Source organism: Coxiella-like endosymbiont, from assembly GCF_030643785.1.
In the GTDB taxonomy this organism is placed as follows: Bacteria; Pseudomonadota; Gammaproteobacteria; order Coxiellales; family Coxiellaceae; genus Coxiella.
In genome coordinates this window covers 1,360,768-1,373,124 of sequence record NZ_CP094378.1, presented here as the reverse complement: position 1 = coordinate 1,373,124, position 12,357 = coordinate 1,360,768, and the positions used below count along the sequence as shown (strand labels likewise).

Genomic DNA, 12,357 nt, shown 5'->3' with positions numbered 1-12,357 from the left:
ATATTATTTTAAATATAAACCTTGGTATGCTTTTAAAGCTTAAGATTTTGCTTGGCTATGGCAAATTATTAGGAGTGGGGATAGTCAACTCCAAAATGAATTTTGAATGATTGAATAATATTGAGGTACATATTAGCAGGATAATGGATGTATTTAGTTAGCACATTAACGAGCTCTGGAAGCCATTTTTTGATATAAATCCCTTTCGGATCAAATTTCTTGCTTTGTAAGATCCGATTAAAAATTTAAAAATAAGGTGTAGCATCGGGGATTGAGCCATCTATCCATTGTCATCCGAGAGCATTGTTAGCAACATCTGCGTCCAATAATGTATTCCAAAATCGTTTCTCTCCCTCTCGTTATTAATTAATAAATCTTTTACTAGAAAAGACGCTACGATTATTCTCACACGATTGTGCATGTGACCTGTGTGCCACAATTCGCGCATTCCAGTATCGACTATGGGATAAAACGGTCAAAACTTTTGATAACCTATAGCAGCTTTTATTTTTTTTCTATTTAAAATTTTCAAATTCGGTTTTAAAATTTTTTTATTGATTTTAGGAAGATTCCATAATAAATGGTAAGAAAATTTACGCTATATTAATTGATACAGAAAAACGTTGGCAGACTACCTCAAAGTTTTGTCATTTATCACATCCTTATTTATCACAGCCAAAATTTGAGAGACGCTGATTTTTCAAAAATGGAGATAGGGAGAAAGCTGTGAAATAGAGCGAATGTAAGGACGATTGCGTTGATTGGGGTAATTTTTGAGATTTTTTTAATAAATCTTTTAAGAAAAATTTGGGTGTTCTTTTCTCCAGGTTTCCACTAGGATCTGTTTGGTTTTTTTGGTAAAAGTTGCCAGTCTTCTAGTTTGTCAGTTTCGAAAGGTCCCTTTTTAGATAAATTTGGAGGAACTTTTAATGGTTATCTTGGAATTATTAAAGCGCTAATTAGATTATAACAAGGAGTAAATACTTTATAGTAATTCAATGATGTATTTTTAATTTTTTGTCGTTCTATAAGAAGATTAGGATCAAAATTTTAAACTTCCATGGAAATAGTACTGAATAAATTTTTTAAATGACTATCTAATTTTCTATAATAAGATTTATAACAAGAATTCCATTAAATTTTATTTATTTTATATTTTTTCATAAGTTTTATTAGTATTTTTTTTACTATTATCTCTTTTTAATATTAATGTTATTTATTTATTGACGAAATATTATATGATGTAACCACTAATGTTGCACTTTGCATATGGATTTAAGTTCATCGTCAAAAATTTATATTGGAATTAAATTACGACTCGATTTCATTGCTTCTTTTAGAGTTACACTGTCTGACAGACGCAGATCTTATCTAAACCAAAAAATTGTTGTCACTGCTACTTCCTTTCAGGGAATTTAATAGTATGAAATAATTAAGCTATTTAAAAATTATTGATTTATAAAATAAATTTTAATTTCCTAGAATATTTAATTAAAAATTAAAATGAATTAATTTGTTCTTAAATTTCAAATAAAGTAGATTCCATATATATTGATCCAAAAAATTTAATAGAAGATTCCAATGTTAGTGAGAGAACAAAAATTGGGATAGTAAATATTATTCAACTGGATATAGAAGGTTCTAAATTTAGTCGGAAAGAACTTAATCGAGGTTTGAGATATTTACTCATGAAAGAGGCTCAATAAAAGAGGCTCAATAATATATGGATAGTAGTTTTCCTAATGATCCAGGGGAGACACAGCAACGGGCTGTTGAATATCCATTTTGAGTTCCTTATACGATGACTTTTTGATTAAATTAGGTCTTAATAGATCTTAAACGGATCTTCTAATTCAGATTGTTTCGCATTCTTTTGAATGCAATGCAAAAATACCCAGGGAGAACTTGTATTATGTCTTATTGTAGCATTTATTGCTGCACTTTGCTCTTGGTTCGGCTATCTTTATTGTGTTGGTACACAAATAGTTGTGAACGTAACCAAAAGCCTGAAGTAACACTCATAAAAATATTTAAATCTTTAGACCTACTTTTAAAGTTTTGTAATTCCTACAACCGGAATGATGGCTTATCTCATGCGCGAAGAGGTGAGAGAAAAATTAGTCCATGAACAAGAATAGGATCCAAGTGTTTATCAAATGGTATGTATCTATTTGTCTTTCCATTCTATTGAGGACGGTAATAGAGCTGCCTTGGTGTCTTGATTAAATAAGGAAATAATTTTCTCTCCCAAACCGAAAGCTCTAAGCTCTGAAGTATTGGTAGAGTTGGAAGTGATTAAAGGCTTATTAAAAGCTATTAGACTGGACAAGATGATCCAATACGTGTCAAAAAGTTTGTTAAATGTTGGTCTGTGCTCATTTGGAAGTTAAAATGAAACCTGGAAATGAAGTGCGAATTTTGATAAATTTAAATTCAGATGAAATTCACTCATCTTGCCTATTACAACTCAATCTGCTTCTAATGATCAAATTTTCGGTCAAGCTCCACTTTTTGCCCATAATCGACCTATTCTTTCGGTACAAGAAAGAGAAGAAGTGGAAAGGATGAAAGAAAGTGACACAATCTCTAAGAAAACTTTTGATTAAAATCAGGGGAAGATCCCTAGAGTGGGAAATCATTAAGCTGAACGTTAATTAGGAGTTGTGGAATAATTCTCCCCTCTCCTTAGGGGGCAGAATAAATAAATTAATCAGACGTTTCAATGAAAGAGACTTGAACCAAACTTATTAACGACTTGCTTTCTGACCCCGGATTTCACTAATGTATTTACGTGGGCATCGATACATAAATCGATACATAATTCGCAGATATTAATAGCAAATAATGGAAAAAACAGCGAAAAAATAGAGTTCACAGTCTTTTTTGTCTACCCCGGGATTGGCGATAATATTTATTCGTAAATTATCCGGCATTCGTTGATATTCTTCGTCTTTGACTAAATGAATAAAGCCGTAATAAATATTATTCATTACCATAATAATCAATGAGCCTTTCATCGCATTGATCATTGATTTAGTTAATTCTGCTTCTGCCTGATTAAATGTGTTTTGATTAAGGATCTATTTTTGTTAGCAAAATAAAATTCCAGAGCAATTCTTAAGATTTGTTGGCGGATTAATTCGTTGTTAGTTGTTAGAGGATTCATTGAGAACTGCGATAAATTTAATTTTAAATCTCTCGGATATTTAGGTAATTTATCTTTATATTCTTGCAATATCGTTATTCTACTAATTAGAAATATTTATGATGTTTTCGCATTTTTGCCAATTGCAGGGGCATAATTCCTTAGATTGTAAAGCATCAAGTACCCGCAGAACTTCACGTGGATTACGTCCTACATTTAAATCATTGACCATAATAAACCAAATGGTTTGTTCAGAATCAACAATAAATGTGATCCGCTCTGTAGCACCTTTATTTTTATTATGAATTCCCAATTATTGCGACTTTTTCACGACGTTACGCCAAATGTACATATTCGGAATCCGTACTAATACCTAGAGCTTGTGCATCGCGATTAGTAAATTCGCTATGTGATCATCCAAATTCGGCGATTTCAGTCGAGCAAACAAAAGTGAAATCTTTAGGCCAGAAAAATATTACGAGTGATTTGTTCGGATAACTTTTTTCGTTGACTTTAATGAAGATCTTCCTCCTTATTGATGTCATTACTAATAACACTGGTTAACGAAAAGTTAGGAAATTTTTTACTAATCTTAATTATGTTTTTTCTCCTCAACGTTCGTTGTTTAAGTTTATTTAACTAGTTGGAGTTAGGGAGCGAATAAATAAAATCGATTGTTTTTATAAAGTCGATAAGTAAAAATTATGAGCGAGGAGTGGACGGTATTCACAATTTCTTTTTTAAAAACTCGGTTACTTTCTGGGGGTTAGCTTTGCCCTTGGTAGTTTTCATAATTTGGCCGACAAAAAAGTCGAATAATTTAATTTTCCCCGAGCGGTATTCTTCTACTTGCTGAGCATTACTCGTTATAATTTCATCAATGATTTTCTCAAGCTCCCTAGTGTCTGTGATTTGTTTTAGGCCTTGACTCTCAATAATAGCATCAGCCTTGCCTTTGGTGTTCCACATTGCTTCAAATACTTGTTTTGCCATACTGCCGGATAATGTATTATCCGCGATACGCCGTAGAAGCCCTCCTAATTGCTCCGCATTAATGGGACTTTCACTAATTTCAAGGTTATTTTTATTTAACGCAGCTACAAGATCGCCAGTGATCCAATTGGCAGCGAGCTTGGGAGAAATAGAGTTATCTATTTTTAATAAAGCCTCAAAATAATTAGCAATTTCCATATGCTGAGTAAGCAATTGGATGTCATAGCTGCCTAACTGATAAATTTTTTGAAAGCGGCGGCGTTTTTCTTCGGGTAACTCAGGAAGTTCTCTTTTAATCGAATCAATAAATTCTGCGGTAATTTCAAGAGAAAGTAGATCGGGGTCCGGAAAATATCGATAGTCGTGGGCTTCTTCTTTAGTGCGCATGGTCCGAGTTTCATCTTGAACTGCATCATAGAGCCGAGTTTCTTGGATGATTTTTTTCCAACTTCTAAAAGTTCTTTTTGTCGAGCAACTTCAAACAAAACAGCACGCTCAACGAACCGAAAAGAATTCACATTTTTAATTTCTGTGCGTGTTCCAAGTTGTTTTTTCCCTTGGGGCGTAGAGAGATATTAACATCGCAGCGGAAGGCACCTTCCTGCATGTTAGCATCACTCACACCGATGTAACGGACTAACATATGTAAAGTTTTTAAATAAGCTACGGCTTCTTTAGACGAGTAAATATCCGGCTCAGAAACAATTTCTAATAAGGGAGCGCCTGCACGATTAAAATCGATACCGGAGTAACCTTGTACTCCTTCATGAATAGATTTTCCTGCATCTTCCTCTAAATGCGCACGGGTAATTCCAATGCGTTTAGAACTGCCCTCATCGGTTTCAATATTCAAATGACCGGCTTTAATAATAGGTAAATCATATTGACTTATTTGATAACCTTTCGGTAAATCGGGATAAAAATAATTTTTTCGGGCGAAAACAGCATGGTTTACAATGGTGGCTTGAATAGCAAGCCCAAAATGAATTGCCAATTTTATGACTTCTTTATTTAAGATAGGTAAAACGCCGGGCAACCCTAAGTCTATTGCACAGGCTTGAGTGTTAGGTTCAGCACCATAAGCTGTAGAGGCACCAGAAAAAATTTTTGATTTTGTGCGTAATTGTACGTGAACTTCTAAACCAATAACGGGTTCCCATTCCATCTTAAATTTACTTCAACTCAGGCGGCAATTTTTTATGCCAATCGGTTTCTTGTTGATAACGGTGTACCATATTCAATAACTGCGATTCTTCAAAATAATTTCCAATTAATTGGGCACCAATAGGGAGTTGGTTGATAAATCCTGCTGGAAATGCAATAGCGGGTAATCCCGCGAGGTTGACGGCGATGGTATAAATATCCGACAAATACATTGCGACAAGGTCTTTTGTTTTTTCACCTAATTTGAAGGCCGGAGTGGGTGTTGCAGGAGTTAAAATAACGTGTACCTGCTTAAAAGCTTCCACAAAATCATTTTTGATTAAATGGCGCACTTTTTGTGCTTTTAGGTAGTAAGCATCATAATATCCCGCTGAAAGCACATAAGTGCCTACCATGATTCGGCGCTTAACTTCTGGGCCAAAACCTTCTGTACGTGAGCGTTTATAAAGATCATCGAGGTCGATAGGATTAGCACAACGATATCCATAACGCACTCCATCGTAGCGCGCTAGGTTAGAAGAACACTCAGCAGGGGCTAACACATAGTAAACTGGTGCGGCATACTCGGTGTGAGGTAAATTAATGTCTATTAAGACGGCACCCATTTTTTCAAATTCTTTTTTAACAGTATCAATAGCTTCTGCTACAGCTGAATTTAGGCCGCCACTAAAATATTCTTTGGGGAGACCGATTTTTAAACCTTTTAAAGATTGGTTCAATGTAGACGAATAATCGGGAGTGTCTTTTTTTATGCTAGTTGAATCCCTTTTGTCGTGAGCAGCCATAATATTGAGAAGCAAGGCGGCATCTTCAGCAGTTTGAGTTAATGGTCCGCCTTGATCTAAGCTTGAAGCAAAAGCAATCATGCCGTGACGAGAAACTCGTCCGTAGGTAGGTTTTAATCCGGTGACACCGCACAAGGCGGCGGGTTGGCGGATAGAGCCTCCCGTATCAGTTCCTGTTGCTCCGGGAGTCATTCGAGCTGCTACAGCAGCCGCAGAGCCTCCTGAAGAGCCGCCGGGAATACGGCTGATATCCCACGGATTTCGGACAAGTCCGTAATAACTATTTTCATTAGAAGAACCCATCGCAAATTCATCCATATTAGTTTTGCCAATTAAAACAGTTCCTGTTGCCTTCAAACGTTCTACGACTGTAGCATCGTAAGGGGCAATAAAATTGTCTAGCATTTTGGATGCGCAGCTAGTTTTAATTCCTTGAGTGCAGAAAATATCTTTATGGGCAATTGGGATGCCGGTCAGAGGCCTTGCTTCGCCTTTAGTTAAAAGTGCATCGGCTGCTTTAGCTTCTACTAACGCTTGCTCTTCACTAATAGTGATGAAACAGTTGAATATGGGATTAAAATTTTTAATCCGATCCAAAAAATGTTGCGTAAGTTCCATGCTTGATATTTTCTTAGCCTGTAAATCTTTGCTTAATTCAACTATGGTTTTTCGATGCATGTGTCTATCCGTTATTCTTCGTTTTCAATAACCACAGGGACCATATAAAGTCCGGCCTCTACTTGAGGCGCATTTTTTTGAAATAAAGTGCGTTGATTCGATTCTGTGACAATATCTTCCCTCAAAGGTTGCGTTTCACTAGAGGAATGTGCAAGAGGTTCGATATGCGATGTATCTATCTGATTCATTTTGTCCACAAGTTTAAGAATTTCATTTAAATTTTGCCCCAACAATTGATTTTCTCTTTCAGAGATATTGAGTTTGGCTAGGTTCGCAATTTTATCAATATCGTTTTTGTTTAAAGTGGACATTATGCAACCCCTTATTATAGGGGTGCATTATACAGAAGACGCGCAGTGGAAGACAGTCTGAAGATCTATTAGTCGTGTCTGACGTCCCTAAGCCTTTCCTCTAGTTGAGTTTTCGGTTAAAGTAAGTTTGCATTTTTTGCAACATCTCAGAGCCAATAGGAAGAATTTCCATGTTAAAAAAATTGCGTGGTCTAGTTTCGAATGATATTTCAATCGATTTAGGTACCGCTAATACCTTAATTTATGTGGTTGAACAAGGCGGTATTGTTCTAAATGAACCTTCAGTAGTGGCTATTCGAAAAGATGCGCGTGGAGGTCAGGAAAGTGTCGCAGCCGTCGGAGCAGAAGCTAAGCGTATGTTAGGCCGTACTCCTGGCAATATCCTTGCGACTCGTCCTTTGAAGGATGGTGTTATTGCTGATTTCCATGTCACTGAAAAAATGTTGCAGTATTTTATTCATAAAGTTCATAAAACTCGCTTTTTACGTCCTAGCCCTCGTGTTTTGATTTGTGTACCCTGTGGTTCCACCCAGGTCGAGCGTCGCGCGATTAAAGAATCTGCTTTGGGAGCTGGAGCTCGTGAGGTGTATTTGATTGAGGAACCCATGGCGGCAGCAATGGGTGCCGGCTTACCCGTGGAAGAAGCTAGTGGTTCTATGGTAGTGGATATCGGGGGAGGGACTACTGAGGTAGCGATTATTTCTTTGAGTGGGATTGTCTACGCGGAATCCGTACGCATTGGTGGTGATCGTTTTGATGAGGCTATTATCAGTTATGTTCGCCGTAATTATGGAGCGTTGATTGGTGAAACTACGGCAGAACGAATTAAACACGAAATTGGTGCCGCATTTCCCAGCAATGAAATTAAAGAAATTGAAGTACGTGGTCGAAATTTAGCAGAAGGTGTGCCTCGAAGCTTTACGCTTACTAATAATGAGATTCTTGAAGCCTTGCAGGAAGCGCTTTCGGGAATAGTCGGTGCGGTCCGTGGGGCTTTGGAACAAGCGCCGCCCGAGTTGGCTGCGGATATTGCGGAACGGGGGATGGTGCTCACAGGTGGCGGAGCTTTGTTAAAGGATATCGATCAACTCTTAATGGAAGAAACAGGTCTATCTGTGGTAATAGCGGAAGATCCACTTACCTGTGTAGCTCGTGGCGGTGGTCGAGCTTTGGAATTGATGCGATCAATGGGTGGAGAATTTCTTTCACGAGATTAATACTTAAAGGGAATTTTGATAGGGCAAACAAGAGGAAAGCGTCATTAAATTAATTTTTAAACGTTCTTCAATGCCAGGATTGCGTACCCTTATTTTTATGGGTTTATCAATTATATTGATTCTTTTGGACCAAAAAGCAGGCTTTTTTCAGAAGGTTCGCGCTGATTTGTCCTTAGTTGTGCTTCCTATCCAATATTTAGTGAATGCTCCTATTAAAACAATCCACTGGATTGGTATGAATATTACCACTCAACAGCAATTAATGGCGGATAATGCCCGCCTGCGGGCTCATGAGTGGTTACTGGAATCGAAATTGCAGAAACTTCTTGCTCTTGAGCGAGAAAATGCCCAATTACGAGAATTATTAAAATCGACTTCCCGAATGGGTGCCTTGCATCTGCTTGTTGCCCAATTGTTAGCTGTGGATTTAGATCCTAATCTCCAACAAGTTATGGTTGATAAGGGAACGCAATCACACATTTATTTGGGGCAACCTGTTTTAGATGCTTATGGCATTATTGGGCAAGTAGTTGCTGTGAGCCCCTTGACGAGTAATATTATGTTGATTTCCGATCCTAAGAGCGCTGTTCCTGTCCAAGATTACCGGAATGGTATTCGTGCTATTGCAGTCGGGTTGGGAAGCTCTGAAAAGCTCATGCTGATTAATGTCCCAGATACCAGCGATATCCAAAAAGGTGACCTTTTTATGTCTTCTGGGCTTGGGTTGCGCTATCCAGTAGGTTATCCTGTGGGGGTGGTTTCCGAGTTAATGCATAATCCTGCTAAGCGTTTTGCTACAATTATTCTTCAGCCATCAGCCCATTTAGATCAGTCACAACAAGTGTTAATGGTTTGGCCAGATAGAGCTTCGTTACAAAATGTGGTACGAGAAGAGTTAGCATCTTCTTCAGTGAAGCCTAAAGAAAATGGAAAATGATATCTTTAAACAAAGAATTTTAATCGGACTCACTTTTTTAGTAGGAATGATGCTAGCTATCCTGCCTCTTCCCGAATGGGCCGTATGGTACCAACCTGCCTGGGTTTTGATGATTCTTTTATTTTGGATGATTTCTATTCCCTATCGAGTGGGCATTGGTGCCGCTTTCGTAATAGGCCTTTTGCTAGATTTACTTATGGGAACCATTTTAGGGCAACATACACTATTATTTACCTGCCTTGCTTATTTTTTCATTCGTTTTCAAATACCCATCCACAGCTTGCCCGCCTGGCAACAAACGATATTAGTTTTAATCACTATGGCGGTATACCTCGCGTTACAATATTGGATTATGGCAATGGCAGACTCTTCTCCATTGACTAGAAAATACTGGTTGTCTCTTGTAAGTACTACGCTTTTATGGCCGTGGTTGCGATTTTTATTAAACGATTACCAACATCGATTTAAATTGGGCTGATGAATGTTAAAATTTTAGTACGCCGTTGTGGAAAATGGTTGTTAATGACGGTGGCGATCCTTGTAATTCTCTTTGCTGTATTGATTAATATTACTCGTTTGACAATTCCGGTACTTAACCATAAGCGTGATTTTTTTGAGCGATGGGCGAGTAGTATCTTACATCAACCTGTACATATTAGCGGCATTAAAGCAATTTGGTATGGACTTGATCCAGCCCTCAGCTTTCAAGATGTGTTTATTACTGACCCTGCTCGTCAGAAATCACTTTTACGGATCAAACAACTTTCTATCAGTATTGATCTCTTTCATAGCTTATTTCATTGGCGATTATTGCCGAGTTATTTAGTGCTTTCTGGTGCCTAGTTTGCTGTTTCTGAAACAGCAGTTGGAGAATTGCGCGTGCAGGGGATGGCTAATTTCGGCCATAAACATGTGATGGCTAATTTAGGAGATGTGAAAAATATTCTTTTATGGATATTGAATCAATCCAACGTCACGCTAAAAGCGATTAGCATCAATTATCATACATTCCAGGGTAACCTAATTCCTATTAACAACTTGCGTGTTAATGTAATTAATGGAATTTTACATCATCAAATAACCGGAGTGGGAAGTTTATTCCAAGAAGTCCCGACGCAATTCCGATTTTTGATTACGACTTCGTCTGACAATATGAGTCTTTATGTCGGAACTTAAAAATGTAATTTTTAAACAATGGCTAGATAGTTATTTTTTACAGAAATATTTTAAAAATTTGTCGATGGAGTCAGGAGAAAGAGATATACAATTATGGGCAAGGTTTCATAAACGAATTCTTAATTCATTGCAAAGCTTAATAGCAGGTAATCATATACGATTAATCTTTAATCAGGGCCATATATTATTGCTCGATCATATCTCCGCCAATTTATATTGGAAGCCCTATGTGAATGGCTGGAGATTAGTAGGAAATGACATTTTTCTGCGAACGGGAGAAAAAAATGGCCGGAGCATAATTTCGGTGTCCTTGTAATTTATGAGAATTCAATTCCTGTAATTTTATTCAGAACCAATTACCTTCGATTAAGAGACATTCCTCTCTTCGCTCAAAAAATAGGATATTGGCTGGAAAAATTTCAGAAATTTTATCGAAAGATTCAACCATCGGGGGAGGTTCATCGCTTTTGTTTGTTTTATTTTCCCGGAAAACAAAAACTTTATTATCATCTAAGAACCGATTTTTATGCCTTAAGTTTTCAACCTTGGAATAATTTTCCCGGAGGTTCGCAATTATCGGGTTCGATAGATATGAATCCTTCAAGAGCAAAGCTCAAATTACAATCAGGTAGTAGCACAATTAAAGTTCCAGGAATCTTTAAGGCGCCCCTTAGTATTAAAGCAATTAAATTTAATTACTCAATGGTATCACTCCTCACTGGATTGGGATATTGATGTATCGCAAGCCTATTTAGGCAACAATGATTGGCAATGGCAAGGATGGGAGAGCTTATCCTTACCTGCAAATAAATCGCCTTATATTTCATTACAGGCAAAATTCAAAGTAGAAAATTTAAATAACATCAAATCTTATTTACCATATCATTATATGGGTTCTGATTTATCAATCTGGTTGAATAAAGCATTTGTAGCTGGAAAAATAACTGCGGGCATTATAGATTTGGAAGGCCCTCTAAAGAAATTTCCTTTCATCCATAAAGAAGGGCATTTTAACATCATTGCTGATGTGAACAGCGTGACATTACATTACCACCCTAAATGGCCAAATATAAAAATATTCATGGGACAGTTGCTTTTAATAACGATAGTTTGAATATTGTCGCGGATCGCGCGGAAATAATGGGAAATCCTTTAAATCATTTAAAAGCCGCAATAGTTCATTGGGCTAAGCCCATTTTAATGGTAAGTGGTGGATCGGTTTCTAACCTAACAGATGGCTTTCGATTTCTGCAAGCAACTCCTCTTTTAGTCTCTAAACAAATTAAAGCCATTATTCCAAATAGGCCATTCAGAGCGAATTTAAATCTCAAAATTCCCCTAACTCAGCACGCGGCCAATACAAATGTAGATGGGCATTTGTGTGTTAATAATGCACAACTATTTTTAAAAAATTGGGGAATAAAACTTAATCAAATCACTGGAAATTTTCATTTTATTAATCAAAATTTTTTGGCCAATCATATTAGAGCTCAATTTTTAGGTTTACCAATCGATTTTTCTATTGCTACTATCAATCCTGGGACGCTCTCGCCAATGTTGCAGATTGAAATGAGTGGCCAAATCCAGATCGAGGCCTTGCAAAAGCAATTTAATTTTCCCATCTTAGACTATTTATGTGGATCAACTCCCTATCGTGCATTGTTAAAATTACGCAGTGATAATGACTTCGTAACCAACAGTTTTTTTCTAATGACTGATTTAATTGGAGTTAAATATACGCTCCCTGCTCCTTATGATAAACTGGCGCAAAATTCTGTTTTTCTAAATGCAGCCTTATTTTTTCACGATAATAAAACCTCAGCGATTACAGTCCATTATAGTAATCCTTTAAAAGCAAAAGCAGATACCAGTCTCAGTTTATTCCCTCAATACCAAGGCTGGTTAGTAAATATAAAAGTCCTTTAATTCTGGGCGATCTTTCAATTTTCTC

At 36.9% G+C, this 12,357-nt stretch carries 12 protein-coding genes and 3 pseudogenes; 8 read left to right on the top strand and 7 right to left on the bottom strand.

Annotated features, from left to right (window positions below; all coding sequences use genetic code 11):
* Nucleotides 1-68: 68 nt before the first annotated feature.
* A complete protein-coding gene (locus MRH55_RS07000) occupies nucleotides 69-194 on the bottom strand; it encodes an FAD-binding domain-containing protein (protein ID WP_304986168.1) in 126 nt (41 codons plus the stop codon).
* An 86-nt stretch (nucleotides 195-280) separates the two neighbouring features.
* Nucleotides 281-421 (bottom strand): FAD-binding domain-containing protein, encoded by a 141-nt coding sequence (locus MRH55_RS06995; protein WP_304986167.1) that lies wholly within the window; start codon nucleotides 419-421, stop codon nucleotides 281-283.
* A 2,032-nt stretch (nucleotides 422-2,453) separates the two neighbouring features.
* Between MRH55_RS06995 and MRH55_RS06990 the strand changes: the two genes are divergently transcribed.
* Complete coding sequence (locus tag MRH55_RS06990) at nucleotides 2,454-2,606, top strand: hypothetical protein (protein ID WP_304985457.1); 153 nt, start codon at nucleotides 2,454-2,456, stop codon at nucleotides 2,604-2,606.
* Between the two features lie 225 nt (nucleotides 2,607-2,831).
* Here MRH55_RS06990 and MRH55_RS06985 read toward each other — a convergent pair whose 3' ends face one another.
* The 5 genes and pseudogenes from MRH55_RS06985 to gatC all read right to left on the bottom strand — a co-directional run bounded on the left by MRH55_RS06985 (nucleotide 2,832) and on the right by gatC (nucleotide 7,076).
* Nucleotides 2,832-3,029: a hypothetical protein gene (locus MRH55_RS06985; RefSeq protein WP_304985456.1), complete on the bottom strand. Its 198-nt coding sequence runs from the start codon at nucleotides 3,027-3,029 to the stop codon at nucleotides 2,832-2,834.
* Between the two features lie 219 nt (nucleotides 3,030-3,248).
* Nucleotides 3,249-3,745, bottom strand: a pseudogene (locus tag MRH55_RS08130) (redoxin domain-containing protein).
* 126 nt (nucleotides 3,746-3,871) lie between these two features.
* Nucleotides 3,872-5,303 (bottom strand): annotated as a pseudogene (gene gatB, locus MRH55_RS06970) (Asp-tRNA(Asn)/Glu-tRNA(Gln) amidotransferase subunit GatB).
* Nucleotides 5,304-5,310: 7 nt separating this feature from the next.
* The gene (gene gatA, locus MRH55_RS06965) at nucleotides 5,311-6,765 is read right to left on the bottom strand and encodes an Asp-tRNA(Asn)/Glu-tRNA(Gln) amidotransferase subunit GatA (RefSeq protein ID WP_304985453.1); all 1,455 of its coding nucleotides are present in this window, start codon (nucleotides 6,763-6,765) and stop codon (nucleotides 5,311-5,313) included.
* Nucleotides 6,766-6,776: 11 nt separating this feature from the next.
* Complete coding sequence (gene gatC / locus MRH55_RS06960; RefSeq protein WP_304985452.1) at nucleotides 6,777-7,076, bottom strand: Asp-tRNA(Asn)/Glu-tRNA(Gln) amidotransferase subunit GatC; 300 nt, start codon at nucleotides 7,074-7,076, stop codon at nucleotides 6,777-6,779.
* A gap of 170 nt (nucleotides 7,077-7,246) precedes the next feature.
* Here gatC and MRH55_RS06955 point away from each other — a divergent pair, with 170 nt between their 5' ends.
* From MRH55_RS06955 to MRH55_RS06930, 7 genes and pseudogenes are all read left to right on the top strand, one after another.
* Nucleotides 7,247-8,293, top strand: a complete 1,047-nt coding sequence (locus tag MRH55_RS06955; protein WP_304985451.1) for a rod shape-determining protein — start codon at nucleotides 7,247-7,249, stop codon at nucleotides 8,291-8,293.
* A 70-nt stretch (nucleotides 8,294-8,363) separates the two neighbouring features.
* Nucleotides 8,364-9,230 carry a rod shape-determining protein MreC gene (gene mreC / locus MRH55_RS06950; protein WP_304985450.1) on the top strand — a complete coding sequence of 289 codons (867 nt, stop codon included), beginning with the start codon at nucleotides 8,364-8,366 and terminating at the stop codon, nucleotides 9,228-9,230.
* Nucleotides 9,220-9,708, top strand: a complete 489-nt coding sequence (mreD, locus tag MRH55_RS06945) for a rod shape-determining protein MreD (protein ID WP_304985449.1) — start codon at nucleotides 9,220-9,222, stop codon at nucleotides 9,706-9,708. The genes mreC and mreD overlap by 11 nt, the downstream gene beginning before the upstream one ends.
* Nucleotides 9,708-10,073 carry a YhdP family protein gene (locus MRH55_RS06940; protein ID WP_304985448.1) on the top strand — a complete coding sequence of 122 codons (366 nt, stop codon included), beginning with the start codon at nucleotides 9,708-9,710 and terminating at the stop codon, nucleotides 10,071-10,073. Before mreD ends, MRH55_RS06940 begins: the two co-directional genes overlap by 1 nt.
* 30 nt (nucleotides 10,074-10,103) lie before the next feature.
* The gene (locus MRH55_RS06935; RefSeq protein ID WP_304985447.1) at nucleotides 10,104-10,406 is read left to right on the top strand and encodes a hypothetical protein; all 303 of its coding nucleotides are present in this window, start codon (nucleotides 10,104-10,106) and stop codon (nucleotides 10,404-10,406) included.
* 315 nt (nucleotides 10,407-10,721) lie between these two features.
* Nucleotides 10,722-11,141 carry a YhdP family protein gene (locus MRH55_RS08125; protein ID WP_439647899.1) on the top strand — a complete coding sequence of 140 codons (420 nt, stop codon included), beginning with the start codon at nucleotides 10,722-10,724 and terminating at the stop codon, nucleotides 11,139-11,141.
* Nucleotides 11,101-12,332: pseudogene (locus MRH55_RS06930) on the top strand (YhdP family protein). Before MRH55_RS08125 ends, MRH55_RS06930 begins: the two are co-directional and overlap by 41 nt.
* Nucleotides 12,333-12,357: the final 25 nt, after the last annotated feature.